This is a genomic window from Pigmentiphaga sp. YJ18, assembly GCF_038066655.1.
Lineage (GTDB): Bacteria > Pseudomonadota > Gammaproteobacteria > Burkholderiales > Burkholderiaceae_B > Pigmentiphaga.
This window is the reverse complement of record NZ_JBBUKU010000001.1, coordinates 1,721,748-1,748,465: the sequence shown is the minus strand read 5'-3', so window position 1 is coordinate 1,748,465 and position 26,718 is coordinate 1,721,748. Positions and strand designations below refer to the sequence as shown.

The window sequence follows — 26,718 nt, the reverse complement described above, 5'->3', positions numbered from 1 at the left end:
CTTCCCCATCTGGAGGCACGCCATGCAACGCAACGGATCGACCCCTTTCCGCCTTCCCGCGCGATACATCCTCGCGCCCACCCTGACCGCCGCCACGGCGCTCGCGCTGGCCGCCCCCGCGGCCCACGCGCAACGCTACCCGGAGCGTCCGGTGCAGGTCATCGTGCCCTACGCGCCCGGCGGCAGCGTGGACGTGATCGCGCGCTCCCTGGCGCAGAAGCTGACCGAGCGCATGGGCCAGACGGTGTTCATCGAGAACCGCGCCGGCGCCGGCGGCACGATAGGCGTGAGCGCGGTGACGCGCGCCAAGCCCGACGGCTATACGCTGCTGCTGACCTCGCTGGGCGCGGTGACCGTGACGGTACATCTGACCAAGGCCGGCTACGATCCGCTGAAGGATCTCGCGCCCATCTCGCTACTGGCGACCAGCGGCCTCGTGCTCTCGGTCAAGGAAGACTCCCCCATCCGGTCGGTGCGCGACCTGATCGCCGCGGCGAAGGCCAAGCCGGGCACCATCAATTATTCCGTGACCGGCGTGGGCAGCCAGACCTTCCTGGCGGGCGAACTGCTCAAGCGTTCGCTGAACCTGGACATGGTCCCCGTGCAGTACAAGGGAGGCGGCCCCGCCGCGGCGGCCGTGGCGGCGGGCGAGGTACAGGCGGGCATCACCGACTCCGGCCCCATCCAGCCGCTGCTCCAGTCGAAGCGGGTGCGCGTGCTGGCCGTGACCGGCAGCCAGCGGGCCTCGGCCATGCCCGACGTGCCGACGATGGAAGAAGCCGGCGTGCCGGGCTTCAAGATCGACTCGGCCATCGCGCTGTTCGCGCCGGCGGGCACCCCGCCCGAGATCGTCGACAAGCTCAATGCCGAAGTCGCCGCCGCGTTGAAATCGCCCGACCTGGTCGACCGCGTCCATGCCGCCTCGCACGACCCGAAGCCGAACAGCCCGGCCGAGATGAAGGCCATGCTCAAGTCGGAGTTCGACCGCTGGGGCGCGATGGTGCGCGAGGCCGGCGTCAAGCTGGAATAGCGCCATGAGCGGACTCGAGCTCAGTTTCGCGGCGGGTCCGTACGACCGCCTGCAAGGACTGTACGACGGCAGCGTGGCGATCGACGGCGTGCGCATCGTGCCGCACGTCCGCCAGCGTCCGGTGGACATCTTCAGCCCCATGATCGAGCACGGCGCCTTCGACATCGCCGAGATGTCGCTCACGCACTGCTATGCCCTGACCGCGCAGCGCCGCGCCAACTTCGTCACGCTGCCGGTGTTCCCGTCGCGCATGTTCCGCCACGGCTTCATCTTCGTGAACGAGGCGGCCGGCATCCGCTCGCCCGCCGACCTGGCGGGCAAGCGCATAGGCGTGCAGGGCCACCAGATGACGGCCGCGGTCTGGATACGGGGACTGCTGCGCGACGGCCATGGCGTCGACCTGGCGGACGTCGAATGGTACGAAGGGGGCGTGAACGAATACGGCGTCGCCGGCGGCGACATCATGGAACTGCGGCCCAGCCACCCCCTGCGATGGCAGCGCATCCCGGCCACCACCTGCCTGTCGGACATGCTGGCCGAGGGCAGCATCGATGCGCTCATCGGCGCCTTCATCCCGCGCTCGTACGGCAAGCACCCCGCCGTGCAGCGCCTGTTCCCGGACTACAAGCGCGCGGAAGCCGCCTATCACGCGAAGACCGGCGTGTTCCCCATCATGCATGCCCTGGTGCTGCGGCGCGACCGCCACGAGGCGCATCCGTGGCTGGCTCCGGCGCTGGTGCGGGCCTGCGAGCAGGCCAAGGACCAGGCCTGGCAGCGGCTGCGTTTCAGCGGCGCGCTGGCCGCCACGCTGCCCTGGCTGATGGACCACGTCGAAGAGACCGTGGCCGCGTTCGGCGCGGACCCATGGCCTTATGGCGTGGAACCCAACCTCGCGACGCTGGACGCCTTCTCCGCCATGCTGCATGACGATGGCTACCTGGATCGCGCGTTGCCGCCGGACGAGGTGTTCGCGCCACTGCCCCACCCGCGGGCGTAGCGGAACATAGCCCGCGCCCGTGAAAAGCCTTAGCATGGAGGCTTCGCAGCCAATAATTAATTAACCGCTTATGAAATTGGTCAGCGGCCGCCGGGGCACCCCCGCAGCCCAAACCAGGCGCAAGGCCGGGCAGAAAGGCCCCGGCCGCCCCGAGGGCACCAGCGTCGTCCGGGACGACATTCTTGACGCAGCGGAAGAACTCTTCTCCAACCTGGGCTACGCGGGCACCACTCTGCGGGAGATCGCCGACCAGGCCAAGGTCACGCAGGCACTGATCAACTACTACTTCGGTTCGAAGTACGGCCTGTACGAAGCCGTGTTCATGCGCCGTAGCCAGATCATTTCGCAGCAGCGCCTGGAAAACCTGGCGCAACTGCAGGCCAAACCGGGCCGGCCCAAGGTACGCGATGTCGTACAGGCTTTCCTGATGCCGACGCTGGCCTTCCGCTCGACGCCCGAGGGCCGGTCGTTCCTGCGCCTGCAGGCCCGCCTGCACACCGAACCGCCGCAGATTTCCTACAAGCTGCGCACCGACGCCTACGGCAACTCCACGCGGCTCTATGTGGAAGCGGTGCGCAAGGCCCTGCCCAACCTGCCCGAGCTGGACGCTTACTGGCGCGTCACCCTGATGGTGGGCACGTATCTTTATGCGTTCTCGGATACCCACCGCATGGAAGAAATGGCGCCCGCCGGCCTGTACGACCCTGACGACACCAACAGCCTGATCGACCAGGTCACCCGCTTCGTGACCGGCGGCATGCAGGCGCCCTAGCGGCTGGCCGATACCTCGGCCAGCCGTTCCTCGATCAGCCGCCCCTCGACCACCACGTCGCGGCCATCCAGCGCCACCGTGCAGCGGCGCAGCGGGATGTCCATGTGGCAGGCGGTGCTGCGGGACCCGCCCACCTCGTTGTTGGGCCCGAGCGAGAACAGGAAGTTGCCGGCATAGGCGCGCGCATCCATGCCTATCGTGGCCTCGCGATCGTACAGGCCCAGCGTGGACCAGCGCGCGCGGTTCTGCGCGCCCCAGCCGATGTGCGACATGGCATAGGCTTCCGGGTCGTTGAAGGACTCCATGTAGTCGCGAAGCAATTCGGCATCCATGCCGCCCGTGATGGAGGTGACGTAGCCGTCCGCCACCTCCATCACGATGGGATCGTTCACGTACGACTTCATCGGCAGCAAGATGTCGCCCTTGTCCACCACGATGCGGCCGCGCGTGGCCCGCTCGTTCGGCCAGGTCAGCGCGAAGCCGCTGGGCCAGTGGTCCCAGCGGCCCGGCTCGTCGACGAAACCGTATTCCTTGACCACCGGGAACTCGCCCAGCGGACACACCAGGTTGGTGCCCGCCGCCGACGTCACCCGCATCTCGCGCGAGCGTTCCAGCAACGCCCCGCAGGCCAGCACGCGCGCGCGGTCGGCCTCGGTGGGGACCATGCGCAGCAGGATCTCGGGCGGCTCGACCGCCAGCAGGATCTTGCCGCCGCCTTGCAGGATGTCGTGCTGCTCGGGCGAGAAAAGCAGCGTCATCAGGTCGACGACGAGGTCGCTGGCCTTGAGCGCGGCGATGGCCGCGCGGTTGCCGCTCAGGGGCGTGGTACCGAGATAGGCCAGCGAATCGCGGCTGAGCGATTTCTCGCCATTGACCGGCGCCAGGTCCAGCCGGTTCACCCGCGCGCCCAGCAGGCCGGCCGCCGTCACCGCGCAGCGCAGGGTCTGGGGATGGGTCACGCCCTCGGTGGTCAAAACCGTAACGGTGTCACCGCGCTTCAGGCGCGACAGCGTAAGCACCTGGGTCCATGCCTGGATCAAATCGGAATCGCTGACAGCCATAGCCTGCTCCTCGCTAAACGGGGGTTCCCAGAAAAGTGCCGAAGCCCTGGAAGAAGCCTTCTTCGTCGTCCCAGGGGATCATGTGTCCGGCCTGCGGCACGGTGCGCACTTCCAGCCGGGGCACCAGGCCCCGGATCTCGTCGATGTCGCCCGCCTCGATGACGCCGCCCTTGCCCGCGACCATCAGCAGCGCGGGCACCGCGATCGCCGGCAGGTCGGCATGCATGTCGTGCGTGCCGAAGGCGTGGTAGGCGCACACGATGGCGTCCTCGTCGCAGGTATGCAGCCATTCGGCCCGCAGGCGCAGTTGCGCCTCGGTCCAGGTGGGCGAGAAAGGCTTGAGCTTTTCCCAGTCGGCGCCCTGACGCATGAGCCGGATGGAGTCCACGTACCAGTCGATCCTGGCGGGATAGGGCCGGCGGCCCGGCCCCGACACGGGCGGGTCCACCATGACGAGGCGCGCGAGCCCTTGCGCGTGATGCGCCGCCACGATGGCGCCTATGCGCGCGCCCATCGAATGCCCGACCAGGAAATAGTCCGCCAGGCCCAACGCCTGCGCGAAGGCGCCCACGTCGGCCGCGCAAGCCTCCAGGCTGTAGTCCATGCCCGTCGCGGTCTCGGACAGGCCGCGTCCCCTGACGTCGAGCACGTAGGTGTCGAACTGCCGCCCCAGCCGCTCGGCCACGAAGGCCCAGGTCACCGCGGGACTGGTGATGCCGGGCACCAGCACCAGGGGCCGGCCCTTGCCGCCGAAGCGCAGGTAATGCTGGCGTATGCCATTGGCGTGCACGTTGGCGCCGTACAGAAATGTGCTGGCCGCGTAATGGTGGAATGTCATGGATATCCTCCGCCTCTCACGCCGCCAGCGCCTGCCGGCCGAAACGCTGCGCGCACGTGGTCGCGTCATAGATGTAGACCCAGTTGGCCTGGATGCCCACCGCATTGGGATTCATCAGTTCGCGCCACCGGTACAGCAGGTCGCGCTTGAACTGCGCCCAGGGCGACGGCAGGTGGTAGGTCTTGCCGCGCTCGCGGGCCTCCAGCTGCACGCGGCTGGTGCGCGGCCGGCGCTCGGCCTCGTAGGCCTGCAACGCCGCGCCGATGTCGCGGCCGTAGTGCTCCAGCGCCGCGCCCAGCACGTAGCCGTCCTCGATGGCCATGGCCGCGCCCTGCGAAAGAAAGGGCAGCATGGGATGCGCGGCGTCGCCCAGCAGCGTGACGCGGCCCTTGGACCAGGCCTGCATCGGGTCGCGGTCGAACAGCCCCCACTTGTAGACGTCCTGGGTCCGGCTGAACAGCTCGATCACGTCGGGATGCCAGCCCTCATAGGCCTTGGTGAGTTCTTCCCGGCTGCTGCGCACGTTCCAGGATTCCTCCACCCAGTTGCGCGATTCGTTCACGGCCACGATGTTCACCGCCGCGCCGCCATTGACGTAATAGGTGACCAGGTGCCCGTGCGGCCCCATCCAGAACGCCGCGTCCGGGCTGACGAACTTCAGCGGATGGCGATCCACCGGCACCAGCGCCCGCCAGCACATGTGGCCGGTGAACTGCGCCGACTCCGTGCCGAACAAGGCGTCGCGGACCACCGAGCGCACGCCGTCGGCGCCCACGATCAGGTCGGCCTCGTATTCGCTGCCGTCGCTCAGGGTCGCCACCGCGGTGTCGCCTTCGGTGCGGACACCGGTGCAGTGGGTGCCCAGCGTCGCGCCCTTGCCGGCGGCCAGGTGCTGCGACAGGATGGCGTGCAGGTCGGCGCGATGGACGTGATAGAACTCGGCGCCGTAGATCTGCGGGCAGCTTTCCTTCAACGGCGTGCGGAACAGCTCCCGCCCCGAGCGCCAGTTGCGGCCGACCATGGCCTGCGGCAGGAAGCCCACCCGCTGCAGGTCATCGGCCAGGCCCAGCGCCTTGAGCACCTTGACCGCGTTGGGCGTGACCTGCACGCCGGCGCCCACCTCGCCGAAGGCCGACGCCCGCTCGAACACATGATTCTCGATGCCGCGCAGCGCCAAGGCGCGCGACAGCGCCACGCCCCCGATCCCGCCACCCACGATGCCTACGCGCAAAGGACGACTCATACGGCTTCTCCTTTTTTCCTTCCTGCGGAAACCGGCGGCCCGTCGGTTCCCAATAAATAATTAAACAGAAAATTAATAATAGACAGGACGGAGCCTGGGCCCCGTCCCGCGCCTAGCCGCCCAGATAGGCGGTCAACAGTTCCGGATCCTCCAGCAAGCCCGATGACTCGCGCTCCGCCACGACCCGGCCGGTCTCGAACACGTAGGCGCGCGACGCGGCGGTCAGCGCGTTGTGCACGTTCTGTTCGACCAGGAGGACGGTCACGCCCTGCCGGCTGATCTCGCGCACCACGTCGAATACCTCGTCGGCCATCTTGGGGCTGAGCCCCAGGCTGGGCTCGTCCAGCAGCAACAGCACGGGCTCGGACATCAGGGCCCGGCCGATCGCCAGCATCTGCTGCTCGCCGCCGCTGAGCGTGCCCGCCAGTTGCTGGTGGCGCTCCTTCAGTCGCGGAAAACGTTCGTACACCTTGGCCACGCGTTGCAGCACCGTGGCCGACGAGCGGCACAGATAGGCGCCGAGCACGAGGTTTTCATACACCGTCATCGAAGGCCAGACATGGCGCTCCTCCGGGCTCTGGGCGATGCCCAGCCCGACGATGCGGTCCGGCGCCATGCCGCCGATGTCGCGCCCGTTGAAGCGGATGCTGCCGCGCGTGGGCTTGAGCAGTCCCGAGATGGCGCGCAGCGTCGTGCTCTTGCCCGCCCCGTTGGCGCCGATCAGCGCCACGGTTTCGCCCGGCTGCACGCGCAGGCTCACGCCATGCAGCGCGGCGGTCTTGCCATAGCCGACGTGAAGATTGTCCAGCTCCAGCAGTGGAGCGGATGAAGCCTGAACGGTACTCATGCCGCGCGCCCTCCCCCAAGATAGGCCTCGATCACGCGCGGGTCGCGCTGCACGTCCGCCGGCACGCCCTCGGCCAATTTCTCGCCGAAGTGCATGACGACCACGCGGTCCGATACGCTCATGACCAGCCCCATGTTGTGCTCGACGATCAGGATGGACCGCACCTGCGTGCCCCGCAGCCTTTTCAGGATGCACCCCAGTTCCATGGCCTCCTGGCTGTTGAGCCCCGCGGCCGGCTCATCCAGCATCAGGATGTCCGGCTTGGCCGCCAGCGCCAGGCCGACTTCCAGCAAGCGCAGCTCGCCGCAGGACAGCAGGTAGGCTGGCGCGTTCATGCGCTCGCCCAGCCCCATGATGTGAACGATGCGCTCGGCCTCCTCGCGCGCCGCGTGTTCGGCGGCGCGGACCGCGCGGCCCGGGAAGAAGGTCTGCAACAGGCCCTGGCGCGCGCTCAGGTAGTGGCCGGCCAGGATGTTCTCGAACACCGACAGCGACTTCAGGATGTTCGTCTTCTGGAAACTGCGGACGATGCCCTTCCTGGCCATCTGGTAGGGCTTGGCGCCGGTCAGGTTCTCGCCCTTGACGTGGACCTCGCCCGAGGTGGGCGCGTAGAACCCGGTGATCAGGTTGAAGCAGGTCGTCTTGCCGGCGCCGTTGGGCCCGATCAGGCCGACGATCTCGCCGGCCCCGACCTGGAAGCTGATGTCCTTGACCGCCTTGATGCCGCCGAAGGTCTTGCACAGCCCGCGCACGTCCAGCATGGGGGCGTGGCCTATTGCATGCACAGTTGTCATTTCGGTTTCCCAAGGCGCCACGCGCCGCTTACACCGGATAGAATGGCGCCCCCCCGGTCCAGGGCACAGCGGATCTGGCTCCGCCAGTCCGCCGGTGCCGCCCCCTGGGGAGCGCGCGACAGCGCGTAGGGGGGAGTCCTCATCTCTCGGCGGGTCGTCAGGAATCCCATCAGGCCGCGCGGCAGGAACAGCACGATGGCCATCACCGCCAGGCCGAACAGCGACAGCCGCAGTTCCTTGGCCTCGCGCAGGTATTCCTCCAGGAAGGTCACCAGCAGCGCGCCGATCAGCGGTCCGATCAGAGTCCCCTTGCCGCCGACCAGCACCATGATGATCATGCTGACCATGAAGGCGAAGCGGAAGACTTCCGGCCCGACGAACGAGATGTAGTGCGCGTAGAACCCGCCCGCCATGCCGGCCAGGAAGGCGCCCAGCACGAACGCCAGCATGGCGTAGCGGAACGGCCGGATGCCGATGGACTGCGCGACGTAGCGGTTCTCGCGCACGGCCACCGCGGCGCGGCCCGCATTGGAATAGACGAAGCGATACGCCAGGTAGAGCGAGACCGCCAGCACGGCCCAGGCCAGGTAGAAAAAGAACTGCTTGGTCGCCAGGTTGCCGGCCTGGGCCAGCCACGCCGGCTGCGGCACCCCGGCGATGCCCATCGGACCGTTGGTGAAGGCGACCCAGTTGTCCGCCACCAGCCGCAGCACTTCGGCGAACGACAGCGTCACGATGACGAAGAACGGCCCTTGCAGCCGCAGCGTGATGCTGCCGATGAGCAGGCCCATGGCCGCCGCCAGCACGCCGGCGGCGGGAATCGTGGCCCACATCGGCCAGCCCAGCTGGGTGGACAGCAGCGCCGCGGCATACGCGCCCGTCCCCAGGAAGGCCGTATGGCCGAGCGAGAACTCGCCCACATAGCCCACGACCAGGTTCAGGCTGGTGGCCAGCACCGCATAGAACAGCACCATGATGGCCACATGCAACAGGTACTGGTCGTGGACCACCAGCGGCAGCAGCCCCGCCCCCAGCAGCGCGACCAAAATCGCGTTACGTTCGAACTGCATCTCAACTCCCCATGACGTATGCAAATGCTCTGCCCGATCCAGGGCGCCGCGGATCCGGCTTTGCCGGTCCGCCAGCGCCGCCCCCTGGGGGGCGCCCGAAGGGCGTAGGGGGGGTCATCTAGGCTCTCTCGGCGCGTTTGGAGAACAGGCCATAGGGCCGGAACACCAGGGTAAGGATCACGATGACGAAACCGATGATGTCGACCCAGCCGGTAGCAACGTAGCCGCCCCACAGCGCCTCGGCCACGCCCAGCACCAGTCCGCCGACGATGGCGCCGGCGAAGCTGCCCATGCCCCCCAGGATCACCACCACGAAGGCCTTCATGCTGACCAGCCCGCCCACCGACACCTGCGCCGAGTAGATGGACCCCAGCAGCATCCCCGCCAGCGAGGCGATGACCGTTCCCAGCGCGAAGGTGCAGGCATAGACGTTCGCCGTCCTGATCCCCGCCAGCTGCGCGGCCATCGGATCCTGGAACGTCGCCCGCATCGCGCGGCCCAGGCGGGTCTTCTGGATCAGCAGGTAGGCGGCCACGATCAGCACCGCGCACACCGCGACGGCGAACAGCCGGATCTTGGTGACCACGATGGGCCCCAGGAACACCGGCCCGCTGGACACCGGCCCTTCCACCTTCAGCGGCGCGGTGCCCACCACCAGCAGCGCGGTATTGGCCAGGAAGATGGACAGGCCGATGGTCAGCAGGATGCCCGGCTCTTCGCCCTGGCCGCGGATGCGCTCGATCAGCACGCGGTCGACCAGCCAGCCGAACACGCCCATGATCAGGGCCACCAATGCCAGGCCTGTCAGGAAATCCAGGCCCAGGGCGGTGGTCACCCACCAGCCCAGCACGCCCCCGAGCATGTACAACTCGCCGTGGGCGAAGTTGACCACGCGCATCAGGCCGAGGATAAGCGTGAGCCCCAGCGCCGAGAGCGCATAGAAGGAACCGATCACCAATCCGTTGGCCAGGAACTGTGGCAGCAAATCCATGGTTTCTCCCGACTCGGCGCGCGAATCAGGGCCGCTCGGTGGGGGACTGCGCCACCACCTTGGGTTCGCGGTTCTGGATCTGTACCAGCACGACCTCGAAGCCGTAGCCCTCGCCCTTCTCGGTGAACTTGAAATGGCCGTTGGGCGCGGCGTAGTCGGTCTTGCGCAGTGCATCGCGGATGGCGTCGGGCTTCGTGTTGCCCGCCCGCGCGATGGCCTCCATCACGATGTTCAGCGCGTTGTAGCCGGCGGCGCCGTACTTGCCGGGCTTTTCCTTGTAGGCGGCGCTGTAGTACTGGACGAAGGCCTGGTTGCGCTCGCCCGGCATGCTGGAGGCATAGGGCACGGCCGCGTAGATGCCTTCCGAGGCATCGCCCGTCAGGCCGATGAAGTCGGACGTCGCCCAAGACCCGACGCCGAAGATCTTGGTCTGGATGCCGAACTCCTTGAACTGCTTGACCAGGATGGAGCCGTCCTGGGTTTCTGCGGCGACGAAGACGCCGTCGGGCTTGGCCGCGCGCAGCTTGGTCAACAAGGTGTAGAAGTCGGTGGCGCCGTGGTCGAAGTATTCCTTCATCACGGTCTTGACCCCGAGCGCGGACAGGTCCTTGGAGAAATCCTCCACGCCGCCGCGGCCCCAGTCGTCGTTGACGCCGATGTAGGCCACCGTTTTCAGTTGCAGCTTCTGCGCCAGGATCTTGCTGAAGGTCCTGGACATCAGGCGGTCGGTCTCGGCCGAGCGGAAGAAGTACTGGAGCCCCTTCTCGGTCAGGTCCGCCTTGGACGACACCCCGGTCAGCATGGGCAGCTTGTACTTCTCGGCCACGGGCATGACCGCCGCCGTGGCCGAACTGCAGAAGGCGCCCGTCAGCGCCACGACCTTGTCGCGCACGATCAGTTTCTCGGCGGCGTTCACCGAGTTGGCGGGACGGCATTGCCCGTCCTCGATGACCAGCTCGATCTTCCTGCCCAGCACGCCGCCGGCGGCGTTGCGGCGTTCGACCGCCAGCTTGGCGCCGTTGACGTAGGTCAGTCCGTTGTAGGCAACCGAACCCGTCAGGGGCTGGATGACGCCGATCTTGATGGTTTCCTGCGCCCACGCCGCGGGAGCTGCCCCGCCCATGGTTCCCGCCAGCAACAGTGCCCAAGACAGCTTACGCATAGCGACCTCTCGCAAAGGTTTCGATTGAGAATTGCCTACCGCCCGCGATTAATTAAACAAGTAATTAATTTATGGATGAATTAGGGTTTACGGCAATCGGGATGAGACCATCGCTTCGTAAGCATGAAAAGTGCCAGCGCGCCTGCCCGGCCAGCACGCCCGCCGGAAGCCAGCGCGGTGCGCGCCCCGCACCAGCGGCGGGGCGCGCGCACCGGCATGGCGCAGGCGGCGAGACAGGGCTACTCCAGCTTGGCGCCCGACGTCTTCACCATCCGCTCGACCACGGGCGCCAGCAGCTCGTACTCCTTGCGGGCATCTTCACCCGAGTTGCCGATCGCATCCATGCCGTAGGCCTGGATGCGCGCCTGCATCTCGGGTGTCGCGATCGCGGCGCGCGCTTCCTGTTCCAGCCGCCTGGATACCGCCTCGGGCGTGCCCGCCGGCGCCAGCATCGCGAACCATCCCATGGGCTTGAACTCGGTATCCTTCATACCCGCTTCCGCCATGGTGGGCACGCTGGGAAGCTCCTTGGGCCGCTGATCGGCAATCACGGCGATAGCGCGCAGCCGACCGGTCTGCAAATGCGGCACGACCGGCCCCAGAGTCGTGAATCCCCACGACACCCTGCCCCCCACCAGTTCCTGGATCAGCGGCACCTCGCCCTTGAAAGGCACGTGCGTCATGTCCAGGCCACGCGAATGGCTCAGATAGGAAGCGACCAGGTGGCCCGAAGTGCCCACGCCGAATGAACCGTAGTTGACCTTGCCGCGGTTCTGCGCGGCCCACTCCATGAACTCCTTCATATTGCGCACCGGTATCTCGTGGTTGACCACCAGGACCAGTTGACCGCTGGAGATCTGCGTGATGAAACGCAGGTCGCGGTTCACGTCGTAGGGAACCTTGTCGAATATGTAGGGCAGCGTCAGGACCGGCGTCGAGTTCGTGACCAGCAGGGTGTAGCCGTCGGGCTTGGCGCGCGCCACCACATTGGTGCCCAGCATGCCAGATGCGCCCGGCTTGTTCTCGACGATGAACGTCGCGCCCAGCCGGCGTCCCATTTCCTCGCCCAGGGTGCGCGCCAGCGCATCGGCGGCGCCGCCCGCCGGCTGCGGCACGACAAGGGTGATCGGCCGGCCGGGAAAAGGCTCGGCCGCTTGCAGCGTTCCACACGCCAATGCTGCCGCCAGCAAGAGCAAGGGCTTGATCATATGAAGGTCTCCTGATTTCAGTGGGCGACCGCCGGCAATTCGGCGCCGGCAATCTCCTTGCCGAATTCGAAATCGCCGGGCCGACGCCAGGTCTTCAGCGGTTTGCCGTCGCGCAACGCGCGCATCTCGCGCGCCCACATGCGGCGCAATACCGCGATGGCCTTGTCCGACTGCCCAAGATGCTCGGCGCCACGGTCCGCGATCACACCCTGCCCACCCAGCGCGACCGTGTCCTGGATAATCGGCAGCAGCGGATGGTTCTGGTCCACCTCGTCGAGCGTTATTTCGCAACGCATGACGCGCGCGGCGATCTCGGCTGGATCCTCCACTTCGCCCAGATCGGGCAAGGCTGCGTTGAAGGTGCCGACGCGGTTGACCATGGCGCTGAAGGTCGTCGTATCGTCCATCGGCACGCGCCAGGCGAGCAGGATGGACATCTTCGTGCGGTCCTGCGGAATGGGAACCTCGCGTAGCAGGACATTCGGCATGAAACCGTAGCCGACGCGCTTGCGGCCATCCTGGCGCGTGGAAACAACCACCAGCCCATGTTCGGTTTCTTCCGCGGCGACTTTGGGGATCTGGTCCAGACCGTACTTCGCCATCAAATGCTTGTGAGTGAAGAACACATGCGCTTCGTCGTGATCGTTCTCCACCCGCTGGAAGAAGTTGTAGTCGAGTACGACCGCCTGGGTCAGCAGCGTGCCTCGGCTGTCGTCCTCCAGCTCGGGGAAGCGGGGAAACTCCGGCGGTTCTCCTTCCCCGACATAACAGAAGATCAGGCCCAGATACTCCCGGACCGGATAGCTGCGCAGCGACAAGCTGCGCGCATAGGCCTCGCTCTCGGCGGGAAACTCCTCCCCCCTTCCTTCTGCATCGAACTTCCAGCCATGGTAGCGGCAGCGCATGCCGTTGCCTTCGACCCAGCCGTAGGCCAGGCTCGTCCCCCGGTGGGGGCACCGATCCTGCGTCATGCGCGGTTGACCGTCCTCGCCGCGGTAGAGCGTGTAATGCGTGCCCAGCAGCTTGACGCGCATCGCGCGGCCAGCCACGCACTTTCCAGCCAGGGCGACCGGCTGCCAGAAGCGCGCCACCAGGCGACCGGCGAGCGCGCCGCCTTCGACCCGGGCGAAGTCGACATCGGGGTACAGACTCATGATGGAGTTCCTCGAAAACGTCGGATTCGTTACCTTAAATACTATGCTTTCATAGTAATGGTAAATTTGGCGCAAAGAATCCACAATGCTTATTTCGTTCGCCCCGCACTAGTATTTCCCCCAACGTCCAGCCATGAACAAATCAACGAGCAGCAAGCCCTCCCCCGGGAAAATCGCCACCCAGTCATCCGAAGACAGCGTCGGCTACCAGCTCAGCGCCACCTACCGCGTGCTCAACCGCGCGCTGCAGGCGCAGGTCGCCCGGCTGGACGTTCCCGCGGGAACCTGGATATTCCTGCGCACGATCTGGGAAGAGGACGGACTGACGCAACGCGAGGTCGGTCGGCGGGTAGGCATCATGGAAGCCGCGGCGGGCTCGGCCTTGAACAAGCTGGAGAACCGCGGCCTGATCCGGCGCGTGCGCAACGCCGACGACCGGCGCAAGATCAACATCTACCTGACCGAGCGCGGCCGCGCGCTGGGACACGAACTGATGCCCAAGGCGGACGAGTTGACAGCCCGGATGGTGGAAGGATTCGAGCACTTCGAGGTGGCGCAGTTGTGCAGCTACCTGATGCGGGTCAGGCAGAACCTGCGTGCGGTCGAATCGTCGGCGGACATCAAGAACGAAGGCACCGAAAATACTATTGATTCATAGTATTTCGGTGCATCGCTCGCGGCCCATCAGGTTTTCATCTTGTAGCCGGTGCGGAAGATCCAGGCCACGATGCCCAGGCACACCAGCAGGAACACCAGCGTCATGCCCAGGCTGACCACGACGTTGACGTCGGACTGGCCATAGAAGCTCCAGCGGAATCCGCTGATGAGGTAGACCACGGGGTTGGCCAGCGTGATCTTCTGCCAGATCGGCGGCAGCATGCTGATGGAGTAGAACGCGCCGCCCAGGAAGGTCAGCGGCGTGACGACCATGAGCGGGATGATCTGCAGCTTCTGGAAGTCGTCGGCCCACAGGCCGATGATGAAGCCGAACAGACTGAAGGTGACGGCGGTCAACACCAGGAAGCCCACCATCCAGACGGGATGCTCGATGTGATACGGCACGAAAAGGCGGGCTGTGACCAGGATCAGGAGGCCCAGCATCATCGACTTGGTGGCCGCCGCCCCGACGTAGCCGACCACGGCCTCGACGGGCGACACCGGCGCCGACAGAAGCTCGTAGATGGTGCCTGTCCACTTGGGCAGGTAGATCCCGAACGACGCATTGGAAATGCTCTCGTTCAACAGCGACATCATGATCAGGCCGGGGATGATGAAGGCCCCGTAGCTGACGCCGCCGATCTCGCCCATGCGCGAACCGATGGCGGTGCCGAACACGATGAAGTAGAGCGAGGTGGACAGTACCGGCGAGGCGATGCTCTGGGTCAGCGTGCGGAAGGTGCGCGCCATCTCGAACCGGTAGATCGCCCGGATCGCGTAGAAATTGATCATGCTTGCTCCCGCACCAGGCTCACGAAAATATCCTCCAGCGAACTCTCGCTGGAATGCAGGTCCTTGAAATCGATGCCCTGCTCGTTCAGGGCCCGCATCAGCGAGGCGATGCCGGTGGCCTCGCCCTGCGTATCGAAGGTGTAGACCAGGGCGTTGCCGCCGTCGGCCAGTTCCAGCGCGTAGCCGGCCAGCGCCGGCGGCAGCGCCTGGAGCGGCGCCTGCAATTGCAGCGTCAGCTGCTTCTTGCCCAGCTTGCGCATCAGCGCCCGCTTTTCCTCGACCAGCACCAGTTCGCCCTTGTTGATGACGCCGATGCGATCGGCCATGTCTTCGGCTTCCTCGATGTAGTGGGTGGTCAGGATGATGGTCATGCCTTCGTCGCGCAGGCGGCGCACCATCTTCCACATGTCCCGCCGAAGCTCGACGTCCACGCCCGCGGTCGGCTCGTCCAGGAACAGCACCTTGGGTTCGTGGGCCAGGGCCTTGGCGATCAGCACGCGCCGCTTCATGCCGCCGGACAGCGTCATGATCTTGGCATTGCGCTTGTCCCACAGCGACAGGTCGCGCAGGATGCTTTCGATGCGCGCCGGATTGGCCGGGTGGCCGAACAGGCCGCGGCTGAAGCTGACGGTGGCCCACACCGACTCGAACGCGTCGGTGGCGAGTTCCTGCGGCACCAGGCCGATGCGGGTGCGCGCCGCGCGGTAGTCAAGGACGATGTCGTGGCCGTCCACCAGCACGGTGCCGGCGGTCGGGCGCGACAGTCCACAGACGATGCTGATCAAGGTGGTCTTGCCGGCGCCGTTGGGGCCGAGCAGGGCGAAGATCTCGCCCCTGCGTATCTGCAGGTCCACGCCCTTGAGCGCGTGGAAGCCATTGGCGTAGGTCTTGGCGAGGCCCGAGATGGAAACGATCGCGGGCGCCTCGCCGGGAAGCGGGGGGCGGGTCGAGACTGGCTGCATGGCGTGATGAGCGCGCCGCGGGGGAATGGGAGGGGAACGGCACGGTCCCGGCGGCGGAAGTCGAGTGTATAGGATAGGTCCGGACGCGTCCTCAAGCCTGTTCCGCCAGCAGGGACATTTCCCGACGGGCCGACCCGTTATCATCCTGTTTTCGCGGCCGGCAATCCGCCCGCCGCCGCACGACCGGAGCATTCCCCATGAACCATCCCCCGGAAAACGTCAGCATGGCGCTGTTCTGCGACTTCGAGAACGTGGCCCTGGGCGTGCGCGACGCCAAGTACGAGCGCTTCGACATCAAGCTGGTGCTCGAACGCCTGCTGCTCAAGGGCAGCATCGTGGTCAAGAAGGCCTATTGCGACTGGGACCGCTACAAGGGCTTCAAGGCCACCATGCACGAGGCCAACTTCGAGCTGATCGACATTCCGCACGTGCGCCAGTCCGGCAAGAACTCGGCCGACATCCGCATGGTGGTCGACGCGCTGGACCTCTGTTACACCAAGTCGCACGTCAACACCTTCGTGATCATCAGCGGCGACTCCGACTTCTCGCCGCTGGTCTCCAAGCTGCGCGAGAACGCCAAGCAGGTCATCGGCCTGGGCGTCAAGCAGTCCACCTCGGACCTGCTGATCGCCAATTGCGACGAATTCATCTTCTACGACGACCTGGTCCGCGAGACGCACCAGGCCGCCCGGCGCGAGCCGCGCGGCACGCAGCCGGCCAGCCGCCGTCCGCACGACGAAGACAAGTCGCGCAAGGACGAACTGGAAGCCCGGCGCGAGAAAGGCATCGCGCTGGCGGTCGAGACCTTCGACGCGCTGCTGGCCGAGCGCGGCGACACCGGCAAGATCTGGGCCTCGGTGCTGAAAGAGGCCATCAAGCGGCGGCGGCCCGACTTCAACGAGTCCTATTACGGCTTCCGCGCCTTCGGCAACCTGCTGGAAGCGGCCCAGTCACGCGGGCTGCTGGAGTTCGGCCGCGACGACAAGTCCGGCGCCTATGTGTATCGCGCCAACGGCGAAGCCGCGCCGGTCGAGCCGGCGGCGCCCAGGCCGGCGGCAGTGCCCGCCCCGGCTCCCGCCGTCGAACCCGCCGAGGCGCCCGCAGCCGAGACACCGGCCCCCCGGGCGGACAAGCGGCGCAACACCCGCGGCGCCGGCAAGAGCGCTTCCCGCCGCGGACGGCCCGAGGCCGAGGCGGCCGGGGAAACGGCGCGGCAGGAATCCGCCGCCCTGCCGCTGTTTGCCGCCGAACCGGCCGCACGGTCCGAACCCGAGGCCCAGCCCGCGCCGGTCGCGGCGCCGCCCGAGCCGGTCCAGCTGCCCGCCGTTGAAACCGCCAGCGCCGGCCCCGATGCTGCCGGTACGGCCGACGCCACGGCCAGCGCGCCGGCCAAGAAGGCTGCACGCAAGACCGCCCGCAAGACGCCCGCGCGTCCCCGCGCGCGCAAGACCGCGGCGAAGGCTCAGGAGGGCTGAGCGCCTGGACGACCGCCGAAGGCGCGCGCCAGCGTCAGCACTTCGCCGGTCGCCACCGGCTCATAGCCCGGCAGCGCTTCCAGGCGCCGTATGAAGCCCGGCGCCTTCAGAATGGCCAGGACATCGTCCAGCCGCCGGGCGTCCAGCGCCGACTGCTCCACCGCGAAGAAGTAGCGCTCGGTCACCAGTGGCACGAAATCCAGCCCGAAGCGCCGGGCCGCGGTCTCGATGCCGAAACCGACGTCGGCCATGCCGCTGGCGATGTAGGCGGCCACGGCCGCGTGCGTGAACTCGGTGCTGTCGAAGCCGTTGATGGCTTGCTGCGGCACCTGGTCGCGCGCCAGCATCAGCTCCAGCAACATGCGCGTGCCCGACCCCGCCTGCCGGTTGACGAAGCGCACGCCCGGCCGCGCGAGGTCGCCCAGCGCCCGGATGCGCTTGGGATTGCCCGGCGCCACGCACAGCCCCTGCACCCGCAGCGCGAGCTGGACCAGCACGTGCTTGCGCGGATCCAGCCATTGCAGGTACTGGCGCACCGCGTCCTGCTCGAACGGCCCGATGGGCACGTGGAAACCGGCCAGGTCGCATTCGCCGCGGGCCAGCGCGGCCACCGCCTCGGTGCTGTTGCGGTAGCGCAGCTCCACCGGCATCTGCGCGGTGTTGATCCAGTCCACCAGCGCCGCCACGGCGAAACCGTGGCTGGCGTACAGCCGCAGCGGCGAGCGCTCGGGCGCCACGGCCTTGCGGATCTCGGCCTCGAGTTCCGAGGCCAGGCTGTCCAGCGTGGGCGACAGGCGGGCACGGATGCGGTCCTCGGCCAGCAGCAGGACCGTGCCCAGGTGGCTGAGCCGCGTGCCCTTCCCCGGCCGCTTCTCCAGCAGCGGCGTGCCGAACAACTGCTCGGCGCTGCGCAGCAGGCCCCATACGTGACGGTAGGACAGCCCTTCCAGGCGCCCCGCCGCCGCGATCGAGCCCGACTCGCGGATGCTGGCCAGCAGGCGCAGCAACAGGGACGTATCCACCGCGGATGAGGACTCGGCCCCCGTCCCCTGGATGTGCCAGCCGGGTTGAATCGCGATCTTGAACATTTATGTAATCCTGAACATATTTTTCGCGGGAAGTTTCTTTGTTAGAGTGGGTCGCGTAGCAAGACATATGTTCTGAATTTCATATATTAGCCGTTTCCGCCCACCGCGACGCACGGCATGGAACCCCATGGACCAGAAAGTCATCCCCATCGTCGCGGCGGCGCCCACGCGCGAACGCAGGCGCCAGCAACCCAAGGGCCGGCGCGTCGATCCCGCCGCGCTGGCCGAGGTGCGCGCACTACTGGGGGACGCGCCGCGCCGGCGCGACCTGCTGATCGAACACCTGCATCGCGTGAACGACCGCTACGGCCAGCTGGGTACCCGCCACCTGGCGGCGCTGGCCCAGGAACTGCGCATGGCGCAGGCCGAGGTCTATGAGGTGGCCTCCTTCTACCACCACTTCGACGTGGTGCGCGACGACGGCCAGGCCGAATCGGGCACCGCGCCTCTGACCGTGCGGGTGTGCGGCAGCCTGTCCTGTGAACTGGCGGGCGCCGGACCGCTGCTGGAACGCCTGCCGCAACTGCTGGGCACCGGCGTGCGGGTCGTGCCGGCGCCGTGCCTGGGGCGCTGCGAACAGGCCCCCGTGGCGATGGTCGGCCAGCGCCCTGTTTCCCGTGCGACGCCCGAAGCGGTACAGGCGGCCGTTGCCAGCGGCGACACCCGCGACCTACCCGGCGCCTACATCGACTACGCCGGCTATGTCGCGCAGGGCGGCTATCGCGTGCTGCGCGAATGCGCCTCCGGCCAGCGCGACGTGGAGTCCGTGCTCAAGGCCATGGAGGACTCGGGCCTGCGCGGCCTGGGTGGCGCCGGCTTCCCGGCCGGCCGCAAGTGGCGCGCGGTGCGCGCGGAACCCGCGCCGCGCCTGATGGCGGTCAACGTGGACGAGGGCGAGCCCGGCACCTTCAAGGACCGCTACTATCTGGAACGCGATCCGCATCGCCACCTGGAAGGGCTGCTGATCGCGGCCTGGGCCGTCGAGGCGCAGGCCGTCTACATCTACCTGCGCGACGAATACCACGGCTGCCGCGCCATCCTGCAAGCGGAGCTGGACCGCCTGCGCAATGATCCGCCCGTTCCCGGCCTGCCCCGCATCGAATTGCGGCGGGGCGCCGGCGCCTACATCTGCGGCGAGGAATCGGCCATGATCGAGTCCATCGAGGGCAAGCGGGGCATGCCCAGGCTGCGTCCGCCCTATGTCGCGCAGGTCGGCCTGTTCGGCCGCCCCACGCTCGAGCACAACTTCGAGACGCTGCACTGGGTGCGCGACATCCTCGAACGCGGCGGCGCCTGGTTCGCCTCGCAAGGCCGGCGCGGGCGCAAGGGTCTGCGCTCGTTCTCGGTGTCGGGACGCGTACGCCAGCCCGGCGTCCACCTGGCGCCGGCCGGCATCACCATCCAGGAACTGATCGACGAATACTGCGGCGGCATGCAGGATGGCCACGATTTCTACGCCTACCTGCCGGGCGGCGCGTCGGGCGGCATCCTGCCGGCGTCGATGAACGACATCCCGCTGGATTTCGACACGCTGCAACCCTACGGCTGCTTCATCGGCTCGGCGGCGGTCATGGTCCTGTCCCATCGCGACACCGCCGTGGGCGCGGCGCGCAACATGATGGGCTTCTTCAAGGACGAATCCTGCGGCCAGTGCACGCCCTGTCGCGTGGGTACGGCCAAGGCGCTGGAGCTGATCCGCCAGCCCGACTGGGACATCCCGCTGCTGGAGGAACTGTCCGCCGTCATGCGCGACGCCTCGATATGCGGACTGGGCCAGGCCGCCCCCAATCCCGTGGACTGCGTCATCAAATACTTTTCAGAAGAACTGCATCCCGGGCCGTCTGGCCGTGCCACGGACAATTGACATGAATGCCATCAATCGCCGCGAACTCGGCCTCTCTGCCGTTACCGTGAACTTCCGCCTGAACGGGCAGGAGGTCAGCGCCGCCGACAACGAAACCCTGATCCAGGTCGCCGACCGCCTGGGCATCGAGATTCCCCGCCTGTGCCATGCCGACGGCCTGGAGCCGGCCGGCAACTGCCGCTCGTGCGTGGTCGAGATCGCCGGCGAGCGCGTGCTGGCGCCGTCGTGCTGCCGCACGCCGCGCGACGGCATGGAGGTCACGACCGACAGCGAGCGCGCGGTGCGCGCGCAGAAGATGGTGCTCGAGCTGTTGCAGGCCGACATGCCCGAGACCTCGTACACGCGCGACAACGAAGTGGACCTCTGGGCCCGCAAGCTGGGCGTGGGCAAGCCGCGCTTCGCGCCGCGCGCGCCGGTGGCCGCCGACACCTCGCACCCGGCCATCGCCGTCAACCTGGACGCCTGCATCCAGTGCACGCGCTGCCTGCGCGCCTGCCGCGACGAACAGGTCAACGACGTGATCGGGCTGGCCCATCGGGGCGACCATGCCAGGATCGTGTTCGACATGGACGACGCCATGGGCGCCTCGACCTGTGTGGCCTGCGGCGAATGCGTGCAGGCCTGCCCCACCGGCGCGCTGATGCCCGCGCGCGAGGTGGCGCTACAGGTGCCGGACAAGGCGGTCGATTCGGTCTGCCCCTATTGCGGCGTGGGCTGCCAGCTGACCTACCACGTCAAGGACAACCGCATCCTGTACGTCGAGGGCCGCGACGGCCCGGCCAACCACGAGCGCCTGTGCGTGAAGGGCCGCTACGGCTTCGACTACGCCCATCATCCCCATCGCCTGACCCGGCCGCTGATCCGCCGCGCGGACGCGCCCAAGCGCGGCGACGCGGTCATGGACCCGGACCGCGTCATGGAGGTGTTCCGCGAAGCGACGTGGGAGGAGGCGCTGGACCGGGTGGGCGAGCAACTGCGGTCGATCCGCGACACGCACGGCAAGCGTGCGCTGGCCGGCTTCGGTTCGGCCAAGGGTAGCAACGAGGAAGCCTATCTGTTCCAGAAGCTGGTGCGCACGGGTTTCGGCAGCAACAACGTCGATCACTGCACGCGGCTGTGCCATGCTTCGTCGGTGGCGGCGCTGCTGGAGGGCATAGGCTCGGGCGCGGTGTCCAATCCCGTGATGGACGTGGGCAAGGCCGAGGTGGTGATCGTGATCGGCGCCAACCCCACGGTCAACCACCCGGTGGCGGCGAGCTGGATCAAGAACGCGGTGAAGAACGGCACCAGGCTGATCGTGGCCGATCCGCGCCGCTCGGACCTCGCGCGGCTGGCGCACCGCTTCCTGCAGTTCAAGCCGGACACCGACGTGGCGATGCTGAACGCGATGATGCACGTGATCGTCCATGAAGGCCTGGTGGACGAGGACTTCATCGCCAGCCGCACCATCGGCTACGACGAGCTGCGCAGGAACGTGGAAGGCTACAGCCCCGAGAGCATGGCGCCGATCTGCGGCATACCCGCGGACACGCTGCGCGAGGTGGCGCGGCTGTACGCGACGTCCAAGGGATCGATGATTCTGTGGGGCATGGGAGTCTCGCAGCACGTGCACGGTACGGACAACGCACGCTGCCTGATCGCGCTGGCGCTGATGACCGGCCAGATCGGCCGCCCGGGCACCGGCCTGCATCCGCTGCGCGGCCAGAACAACGTGCAGGGGGCGTCGGACGCGGGACTGATTCCGATGATGTATCCGGACTACCAGCGCGTGGACAACGCGGACGCGCGACGCAAGTTCGAACAGTTGTGGGGCATGCCGCTGGATCCGCAGCCGGGGCTGACGGTGGTGGAGGTGATGCACGCGATCAAGGCCGGCACGGTGCGGGGCATGTATGTGATGGGCGAGAATCCGGCGATGTCGGATCCGGATGCCAATCACGCGCGCGAGGCACTGGCGGCGCTGGACCATCTGGTGGTGCAGGATATCTTCCTGACCGAGACCGCCTATCTGGCCGACGTCATCCTGCCGGCCTCGGCGTTTCCGGAGAAGACGGGAACGTTCACGAATACGGACCGGGTGGTGCAGATGGGCCGGCAGGCCCTGGATCCGCCGGGCGACGCGCGCCAGGACCTGTGGATCATCCAGCAACTGGCGGCGCGCATGGGGCTGGACTGGCGCTATCGCGACGTGTCGGAGGTGTTCGACGAGATGCGTCATTCGATGCCGAGCATAGGCGGCATCACGTGGGACCGCCTGCAGGCGGAGCATGCGGTGACATATCCGTGCCTGGTGGAGGGCGACGCGGGCGATCCCGTGGTGTTCACCAGCACGTTCCCGACGGAGACGGGGCGCGCGCGTTTCGTGCCTGCCGACATCATTCCGGCGAATGAGCGGCCGGATGAGGAGTATCCGCGGGTGTTGATCACCGGGCGGCAACTGGAGCACTGGCATACGGGAAGCATGACGCGTCGGGCGTCGGTGCTGGATGCGATCGAGCCGGATCCGGTGGCGTTGGTGCATCCGCTGGACCTGGAAGAGATCGGGGTGCGGCCGGGGGATGTGATCACGCTGGAGTCGCGGCGCGGGGAAGTGTCGTTGTATGCGCGGGCGGAGGAAGGAACGCCGCGGGGGGCGGTGTTCGTGCCGTTCTGTTATTACGAGGCGGCGATCAACAAGCTGACGAATGCGGCGCTGGATCCGTTCGGGAAGATTCCGGAGTTCAAGTATTGCGCGATACGGATCCGGGCGGGAGGGATGGAGCCGGTGCAGAGCAGTTATGGAGGTGGGCAGATATTGGGGTTGGGTGCTTGAGCCGGCCGTTGGTGAAAAGGGTCACAACAAGCCCCGGTCAACCTTGGACACTTCCGGCGCGATCCGAATCAGTCGTTCGGCTTGAGTGACCACGAACTGGGCAATGTCCTGTACCCGTCCGCGTTCGTCTCCAAGATACACCGCATCCCGGGCCAGGCCAGGCGCCAGCCTCCTGGCTTGCCTCGCCATGGAAGTCAGTTCCCGAGCGAACAATGAAAGCGGGCGGCCATACACCGCCCCTCCCCCCACCGCCAACAACCTCACAGCGGATTGCTGTCCTGGTAGATGATCTTCGACTCCGTGAAGTCGTTCAGCGCCTCATGCCCATGCAGGCGCCCCAGTCCGCTGCGGCGATAGCCGCCGGTTTCCGCTTCGGCCATCAGCTTGTTGTGATCGTTGATCCACACCGTGCCCCGGCGCAGCTTGCGGGCGACGCGCTGGGCGCGGGCGCCATCGCGGGTCCAGACGCTGGAGGACAGGCCATAGACGGTGTGGTTGGCGCGGGCGACGGCTTCGGCTTCGTCGTGGAATTTCTCCAGGACGACGAAGGGGCCGAAGATTTCCTGCTGGACGAAGAAGGCGCCGGTGTCGCCGTGGGCGACCAGGGATGGCGTCAGGAAGGCACCGTGCGGGTGCTGGCTGTCCAGCGTGGAGCCCTCCAGCAGGACCTCGTCGGCCTCGTTCATGGCGCGGTGGATCTGGGACTGGACGCGGTCGCGCGAGGCGCGGTCGATCAGGGGGCCGAGATGCTGGCCGGGTAGCCAGCCGGGGCCGGTCTTCAGGGCGGCCAGGGCGTCGCGCAGGTGGATGCGGGCGGCGTCGTAGGCGTTGGCGTGGACCAGCACGCGGCGGGCCGCGGTGCATTGCTGCCCGGAGATGATGGTGGCGGCATCGGCGATCTTGCGCATGACCTCGGGAATGGGCGCGTCGTCGAAGACGATGCAGCTGGCCTTGTCGCCCAGTTCCAGCGACAGTTTCTTCATGGTGGGCGCGGCCGAGGCATAGATGCGCTGGCCGGTCTCGTTCGAGCCGGTGAAGCTGATGACGTCGACGTCGTCGGACTGGCAGATCAGTTGCGACACGTCGATGCCGTCCTCGACCACCATGTTGACCACGCCCGGCGGCAGGCCGGGGATCCTGATCAGTTCCTTCAGCATCTCGCAGGTGACCAGCGCGGTCTGCCAGGCGGGCTTGATGACCGTGGTGCATCCCGCCGCCAGCGCGGGGGCCAGGCTGCGCACCAGCAGCAGCGCGGGAGCGTTCCAGGGCACGATGATGCCGGCCACGCCTGCCGGTTCGCGCAGCAGAGTCGACAGGACGCCGCGGCTGACCTCCTGGGCATTGCCGGCGATGTAGCGCGCCAGGCCGGCGTAGTAGTTGATTTCCGAGATGGCGCCGTGCATTTCGCCGGTGGACTGGGCAATGACCTTGCCGTTCTCCATCGTCAGCAGCATCGCCAGTTCCTGGGCGCGCGGGGCGAGGTTGCGCGCCCATTGCAGCAGCACATCCTGCCGCAGGCGGGGCGAGCTCGCCCAGGCCGACTCCTCGAAGGCCTGGCGGGCCGCGCCGATGGCGGCGCGCGCGGTGGCGGCGTCGGCCGTGGCGACGGTACCGACGGTCTCGCCGTTGGCGGGGTTGATGTTGTCCAGGACCGGCGCCGCGCCGGATTCCTGCAGATTGCCGGCGATGATCAGGCCGGAGTGATGTCGGGTCGTCATGGTTGCTCCATGTGGGACAGGGCCGCGTTGCGCGGCTCGAAAGGGGGATTGGGTCGCGATCCGGGCGCCAGGCACGACGCATCGATATCGCGGATGTCGGCGCGGCCGATCAGCGCCAGGTCGCGGTCCAGTTCGGCGTGCAGCAGGCCGATCGCCCGCCGCACGCCGGCGGCGGCGCCCACGGATGCCGCGTACAGGAACGGCCGGCCGATCAGCACGAAATCGGCGCCCAGGGCCAGCGCCTTGACGACGTCGGTCCCGCGGCGGAAACCGCCGTCCACGATCAGCTTGGCGCCGCCTCGCAGCGCCGCGATCCGGGGCAGCATGCGCAACGGGGACACCGCGCTGTCCAGCTGCCTGCCGCCGTGGTTGGACAGGATCATGCCGTCCACGCCGGCATCCAGCGCGGCGCGGGCGTCGTCCTCGTGGAGGATGCCCTTGACCAGCAGCCTGCCCCGCCACCGGCGCCGGATATACCGCAGGTTGTCCCAGGTCAGGCGATCCCGGCCGACGCGGAATCCGGGGCTGGGCGGGGCCACGATGGGGCCGCCGCGATCGGCGCCGAAGTTCTCGAAGCGCGGGATGCCGTCACGCAGCAGCGTGCGCAGCACCACGCTCGCCATCCACCGCGGATGCGCCAGCACGTCGCCCAGCAACCGCGGGCCGGGCGTGACCGGAATGCCGAAGCCCTGCCGCAGGTCGTTCTCGCGGTTCGCCGCGACGGGCACGTCGGCGGTCACGACCAGCACCTCGATGCCGGCGCGTTCCAGGCGCTGGAGCAGGCCGTCGATCCGCCCGGAGTCCCCCGGCAGATAGGCCTGGTACCACGCCCCGGGCGACCGCGCCGCGATGGTTTCCAGCGGCACGGACGAGGCCGCGCTCAGCACGAACGGGACCTGCTCGGCGGCGGCCGCCTCGGCCAGGGCCAGGTCGGCCCGATACGCGAACAGGGCCGCACCGCCCATGGGCGCGATGCCGAAGGGCGCGCGGTACTCGCGGCCCCACAGCTCGCAGCGCGTGGACCTGGCGCCGACGTCGACCAGGACGCGGGGCACCAGTTCCAGCCGGGACAGGGCCTCGGCGTTGGCGCGCACGGAACGTTCGTCCTCCGCGCCGTGCGCGGCGAAGCCATAGATGCTGCGCGGCAGCCTTCTCCTGGCCTCGCGTTCGAAGTCGGCAAGCGCGAGCATCGGGCCGCCCTACTCCACCTTGACGCCGGCCCGCCGGACCGCTTCCGTCCATCGGCCGGCCTCGCCGCTCACGAAGCGGGCGAACTCGGCGCGCGACTGCGGCACGGGTTTCTCGCTCCCCCAACCTTCCCACATGCGCTGGATGTCCGGGTCGGCCAGCGCCCGGTTCAGCAGGTCGGCCATGGCATCGGCGATGCGCGGCGGCGTCGCCGACGGCGCGAACACGCCGTACCAGGTACCGAGCACCATCCGGTCCAGCCCCAGCTCCTTGACGGAGGGAACGTCGGGAAACAACGGCGAGCGGCGGTCGGACGTGACGGCGAGGGCTTTCAGCCGGCCCTCGCGCACGAAGGTGGAGGCGGCCGGCATGGTATCGAACAGGACGTCGATCTGCCCGCCCACGAGGTCCTTGAGCGCCGGCGCGCTGCCCTTGTAGGGAATGGCGACCATATGGATGCCGGCGCTCTGCGCGAAGGTGATGCCGGCCAGGTGCTGGAGATTGCCGAGGCTGCCCACGCCGTAGCTGATGCCCTGGGGGGTGCCGCGCGCCTTGGCCACGAACGCGTCCAGGGTATCGACGCCGGTCCCGGCCTTGACCACCACCAGATTGGGCATGGTGGCGAACCGCCCGATGGGCAGGAAGTCCGGCCCGGTCAGGGGATAGGACAGCGACGGCGTCAGCGCCAGCCGGGTCAGCTCGTGGACGCTGCCGAGCAGGAAGACAGTCCCGTCCGCGGGCGCGTGCGCCACGAATTCCCGTGCCAGCACGCCGGCGCCGCCGCTGCGGTTGTCGACGATGAAGGTCTGCCCCGACAAGCGGCTCATGGCGGCGGCCAGCGGCCGCACCATCTGGTCCATCGATCCCCCGGGCGAGGCCGGCACGACCAGCCGCACCGGCTGTGCCGTCCAGGCCTCTCCCCCCGTCGCGGCCGTGGCTGCCGCCAGCCCCAGGACGATGCTTCCCCCCAGCCTTATCCAAGCCATGCTGTCTCC

General features: G+C 67.8%; 23 protein-coding genes. 7 read left to right on the top strand and 16 right to left on the bottom strand.

Annotated features, from left to right (window positions below):
- Nucleotides 1-22: 22 nt before the first annotated feature.
- The 3 genes from WKR98_RS08560 (at nucleotide 23) to WKR98_RS08550 (ending at nucleotide 2,799) form a co-directional block, all read left to right on the top strand.
- Complete coding sequence (locus WKR98_RS08560; protein ID WP_341432637.1) at nucleotides 23-1,030, top strand: Bug family tripartite tricarboxylate transporter substrate binding protein; 1,008 nt, start codon at nucleotides 23-25, stop codon at nucleotides 1,028-1,030.
- 4 nt (nucleotides 1,031-1,034) lie between these two features.
- On the top strand, nucleotides 1,035-2,027 hold the full coding sequence (locus WKR98_RS08555) for an ABC transporter substrate-binding protein (RefSeq protein ID WP_124687697.1): 993 nt from the start codon (nucleotides 1,035-1,037) through the stop codon (nucleotides 2,025-2,027).
- 70 nt (nucleotides 2,028-2,097) lie between these two features.
- The gene (locus WKR98_RS08550; protein WP_124687696.1) at nucleotides 2,098-2,799 is read left to right on the top strand and encodes a TetR/AcrR family transcriptional regulator; all 702 of its coding nucleotides are present in this window, start codon (nucleotides 2,098-2,100) and stop codon (nucleotides 2,797-2,799) included.
- Here WKR98_RS08550 and WKR98_RS08545 read toward each other — a convergent pair.
- From WKR98_RS08545 to WKR98_RS08500, 10 genes are all read right to left on the bottom strand, one after another.
- The gene (locus WKR98_RS08545; RefSeq protein ID WP_124687695.1) at nucleotides 2,796-3,860 is read right to left on the bottom strand and encodes a 2,5-dihydroxypyridine 5,6-dioxygenase; all 1,065 of its coding nucleotides are present in this window, start codon (nucleotides 3,858-3,860) and stop codon (nucleotides 2,796-2,798) included. The genes WKR98_RS08550 and WKR98_RS08545 overlap by 4 nt on opposite strands.
- Nucleotides 3,861-3,873: 13 nt before the next feature.
- Nucleotides 3,874-4,698 carry an alpha/beta fold hydrolase gene (locus tag WKR98_RS08540; protein ID WP_341432636.1) on the bottom strand — a complete coding sequence of 275 codons (825 nt, stop codon included), beginning with the start codon at nucleotides 4,696-4,698 and terminating at the stop codon, nucleotides 3,874-3,876.
- 16 nt (nucleotides 4,699-4,714) lie between these two features.
- Complete coding sequence (locus WKR98_RS08535) at nucleotides 4,715-5,941, bottom strand: FAD-dependent monooxygenase (RefSeq protein WP_124687693.1); 1,227 nt, start codon at nucleotides 5,939-5,941, stop codon at nucleotides 4,715-4,717.
- A 112-nt stretch (nucleotides 5,942-6,053) separates the two neighbouring features.
- On the bottom strand, nucleotides 6,054-6,788 hold the full coding sequence (locus WKR98_RS08530) for an ABC transporter ATP-binding protein (RefSeq protein ID WP_341432635.1): 735 nt from the start codon (nucleotides 6,786-6,788) through the stop codon (nucleotides 6,054-6,056).
- Nucleotides 6,785-7,582, bottom strand: a complete 798-nt coding sequence (locus WKR98_RS08525; protein ID WP_341432634.1) for an ABC transporter ATP-binding protein — start codon at nucleotides 7,580-7,582, stop codon at nucleotides 6,785-6,787. Before WKR98_RS08525 ends, WKR98_RS08530 begins: the two co-directional genes overlap by 4 nt.
- The gene (locus WKR98_RS08520; RefSeq protein ID WP_341432633.1) at nucleotides 7,579-8,652 is read right to left on the bottom strand and encodes a branched-chain amino acid ABC transporter permease; all 1,074 of its coding nucleotides are present in this window, start codon (nucleotides 8,650-8,652) and stop codon (nucleotides 7,579-7,581) included. The genes WKR98_RS08525 and WKR98_RS08520 overlap by 4 nt, the downstream gene beginning before the upstream one ends.
- Nucleotides 8,653-8,770: 118 nt before the next feature.
- Nucleotides 8,771-9,643, bottom strand: coding sequence for a branched-chain amino acid ABC transporter permease (locus WKR98_RS08515; protein WP_341432632.1), 873 nt, complete (start codon nucleotides 9,641-9,643; stop codon nucleotides 8,771-8,773).
- A gap of 25 nt (nucleotides 9,644-9,668) precedes the next feature.
- Complete coding sequence (locus WKR98_RS08510) at nucleotides 9,669-10,805, bottom strand: ABC transporter substrate-binding protein (RefSeq protein ID WP_238160276.1); 1,137 nt, start codon at nucleotides 10,803-10,805, stop codon at nucleotides 9,669-9,671.
- 239 nt (nucleotides 10,806-11,044) lie between these two features.
- On the bottom strand, nucleotides 11,045-12,013 hold the full coding sequence (locus WKR98_RS08505) for a Bug family tripartite tricarboxylate transporter substrate binding protein (RefSeq protein ID WP_124687689.1): 969 nt from the start codon (nucleotides 12,011-12,013) through the stop codon (nucleotides 11,045-11,047).
- Between the two features lie 17 nt (nucleotides 12,014-12,030).
- Complete coding sequence (locus tag WKR98_RS08500; protein ID WP_341432631.1) at nucleotides 12,031-13,167, bottom strand: Rieske 2Fe-2S domain-containing protein; 1,137 nt, start codon at nucleotides 13,165-13,167, stop codon at nucleotides 12,031-12,033.
- Between the two features lie 133 nt (nucleotides 13,168-13,300).
- On the opposite strand from WKR98_RS08500, the gene WKR98_RS08495 reads away from it, so the two are divergent.
- Nucleotides 13,301-13,825, top strand: coding sequence for a MarR family winged helix-turn-helix transcriptional regulator (locus tag WKR98_RS08495; RefSeq protein WP_341432630.1), 525 nt, complete (start codon nucleotides 13,301-13,303; stop codon nucleotides 13,823-13,825).
- Nucleotides 13,826-13,851: 26 nt separating this feature from the next.
- Here WKR98_RS08495 and WKR98_RS08490 read toward each other — a convergent pair whose 3' ends face one another.
- Both WKR98_RS08490 and WKR98_RS08485 read right to left on the bottom strand, forming a co-directional pair.
- Entirely contained in the window at nucleotides 13,852-14,613 is a 762-nt protein-coding gene (locus tag WKR98_RS08490; protein ID WP_124692196.1) for an ABC transporter permease, read from the bottom strand.
- Nucleotides 14,613-15,578: an ABC transporter ATP-binding protein gene (locus WKR98_RS08485; RefSeq protein ID WP_124687686.1), complete on the bottom strand. Its 966-nt coding sequence runs from the start codon at nucleotides 15,576-15,578 to the stop codon at nucleotides 14,613-14,615. Before WKR98_RS08485 ends, WKR98_RS08490 begins: the two co-directional genes overlap by 1 nt.
- A gap of 197 nt (nucleotides 15,579-15,775) precedes the next feature.
- Between WKR98_RS08485 and WKR98_RS08480 the strand changes: the two genes are divergently transcribed.
- Nucleotides 15,776-17,053 (top strand): NYN domain-containing protein, encoded by a 1,278-nt coding sequence (locus WKR98_RS08480; protein ID WP_341432629.1) that lies wholly within the window; start codon nucleotides 15,776-15,778, stop codon nucleotides 17,051-17,053.
- Here WKR98_RS08480 and WKR98_RS08475 read toward each other — a convergent pair.
- Entirely contained in the window at nucleotides 17,041-18,141 is a 1,101-nt protein-coding gene (locus tag WKR98_RS08475; protein WP_124687685.1) for a helix-turn-helix transcriptional regulator, read from the bottom strand. The genes WKR98_RS08480 and WKR98_RS08475 overlap by 13 nt on opposite strands.
- A 127-nt stretch (nucleotides 18,142-18,268) precedes the next feature.
- Between WKR98_RS08475 and WKR98_RS08470 the strand changes: the two genes are divergently transcribed.
- Nucleotides 18,269-20,005, top strand: a complete 1,737-nt coding sequence (locus WKR98_RS08470) for an NADH-ubiquinone oxidoreductase-F iron-sulfur binding region domain-containing protein (protein WP_341432628.1) — start codon at nucleotides 18,269-18,271, stop codon at nucleotides 20,003-20,005.
- 1 nt (nucleotide 20,006) lies between these two features.
- The gene (gene fdhF, locus WKR98_RS08465; protein WP_341432627.1) at nucleotides 20,007-22,817 is read left to right on the top strand and encodes a formate dehydrogenase subunit alpha; all 2,811 of its coding nucleotides are present in this window, start codon (nucleotides 20,007-20,009) and stop codon (nucleotides 22,815-22,817) included.
- 260 nt (nucleotides 22,818-23,077) lie between these two features.
- Here fdhF and WKR98_RS08460 read toward each other — a convergent pair whose 3' ends face one another.
- Genes WKR98_RS08460 through WKR98_RS08450 form a run of 3 tightly spaced genes read right to left on the bottom strand, consistent with a single transcriptional unit; the run spans nucleotide 23,078 to nucleotide 26,709 of the window.
- Nucleotides 23,078-24,535: an aldehyde dehydrogenase family protein gene (locus WKR98_RS08460; protein WP_341432626.1), complete on the bottom strand. Its 1,458-nt coding sequence runs from the start codon at nucleotides 24,533-24,535 to the stop codon at nucleotides 23,078-23,080.
- The gene (locus WKR98_RS08455) at nucleotides 24,532-25,725 is read right to left on the bottom strand and encodes an alpha-hydroxy acid oxidase (RefSeq protein ID WP_341432625.1); all 1,194 of its coding nucleotides are present in this window, start codon (nucleotides 25,723-25,725) and stop codon (nucleotides 24,532-24,534) included. Before WKR98_RS08455 ends, WKR98_RS08460 begins: the two co-directional genes overlap by 4 nt.
- Before the next feature lie 9 nt (nucleotides 25,726-25,734).
- The gene (locus WKR98_RS08450) at nucleotides 25,735-26,709 is read right to left on the bottom strand and encodes a tripartite tricarboxylate transporter substrate binding protein (protein WP_341432624.1); all 975 of its coding nucleotides are present in this window, start codon (nucleotides 26,707-26,709) and stop codon (nucleotides 25,735-25,737) included.
- Nucleotides 26,710-26,718 lie beyond the last annotated feature (9 nt).

Coding starts and splice junctions, on each gene's coding strand:
- WKR98_RS08560 (WP_341432637.1), top strand. CDS start 23: ATGCAACGCAACGGATCGACCCCTTTCCGCCTTCCCGCGCGATACATC.
- WKR98_RS08555 (WP_124687697.1), top strand. CDS start 1,035: ATGAGCGGACTCGAGCTCAGTTTCGCGGCGGGTCCGTACGACCGCCTG.
- WKR98_RS08550 (WP_124687696.1), top strand. CDS start 2,098: ATGAAATTGGTCAGCGGCCGCCGGGGCACCCCCGCAGCCCAAACCAGG.
- WKR98_RS08545 (WP_124687695.1), bottom strand. CDS start 3,860: ATGGCTGTCAGCGATTCCGATTTGATCCAGGCATGGACCCAGGTGCTT.
- WKR98_RS08540 (WP_341432636.1), bottom strand. CDS start 4,698: ATGACATTCCACCATTACGCGGCCAGCACATTTCTGTACGGCGCCAAC.
- WKR98_RS08535 (WP_124687693.1), bottom strand. CDS start 5,941: ATGAGTCGTCCTTTGCGCGTAGGCATCGTGGGTGGCGGGATCGGGGGC.
- WKR98_RS08530 (WP_341432635.1), bottom strand. CDS start 6,788: ATGAGTACCGTTCAGGCTTCATCCGCTCCACTGCTGGAGCTGGACAAT.
- WKR98_RS08525 (WP_341432634.1), bottom strand. CDS start 7,582: ATGACAACTGTGCATGCAATAGGCCACGCCCCCATGCTGGACGTGCGC.
- WKR98_RS08520 (WP_341432633.1), bottom strand. CDS start 8,652: ATGCAGTTCGAACGTAACGCGATTTTGGTCGCGCTGCTGGGGGCGGGG.
- WKR98_RS08515 (WP_341432632.1), bottom strand. CDS start 9,643: ATGGATTTGCTGCCACAGTTCCTGGCCAACGGATTGGTGATCGGTTCC.
- WKR98_RS08510 (WP_238160276.1), bottom strand. CDS start 10,805: ATGCGTAAGCTGTCTTGGGCACTGTTGCTGGCGGGAACCATGGGCGGG.
- WKR98_RS08505 (WP_124687689.1), bottom strand. CDS start 12,013: ATGATCAAGCCCTTGCTCTTGCTGGCGGCAGCATTGGCGTGTGGAACG.
- WKR98_RS08500 (WP_341432631.1), bottom strand. CDS start 13,167: ATGAGTCTGTACCCCGATGTCGACTTCGCCCGGGTCGAAGGCGGCGCG.
- WKR98_RS08495 (WP_341432630.1), top strand. CDS start 13,301: ATGAACAAATCAACGAGCAGCAAGCCCTCCCCCGGGAAAATCGCCACC.
- WKR98_RS08485 (WP_124687686.1), bottom strand. CDS start 15,578: ATGCAGCCAGTCTCGACCCGCCCCCCGCTTCCCGGCGAGGCGCCCGCG.
- WKR98_RS08480 (WP_341432629.1), top strand. CDS start 15,776: ATGAACCATCCCCCGGAAAACGTCAGCATGGCGCTGTTCTGCGACTTC.
- WKR98_RS08475 (WP_124687685.1), bottom strand. CDS start 18,141: ATGTTCAAGATCGCGATTCAACCCGGCTGGCACATCCAGGGGACGGGG.
- WKR98_RS08470 (WP_341432628.1), top strand. CDS start 18,269: ATGGACCAGAAAGTCATCCCCATCGTCGCGGCGGCGCCCACGCGCGAA.
- fdhF (WP_341432627.1), top strand. CDS start 20,007: ATGAATGCCATCAATCGCCGCGAACTCGGCCTCTCTGCCGTTACCGTG.
- WKR98_RS08460 (WP_341432626.1), bottom strand. CDS start 24,535: ATGACGACCCGACATCACTCCGGCCTGATCATCGCCGGCAATCTGCAG.
- WKR98_RS08455 (WP_341432625.1), bottom strand. CDS start 25,725: ATGCTCGCGCTTGCCGACTTCGAACGCGAGGCCAGGAGAAGGCTGCCG.
- WKR98_RS08450 (WP_341432624.1), bottom strand. CDS start 26,709: ATGGCTTGGATAAGGCTGGGGGGAAGCATCGTCCTGGGGCTGGCGGCA.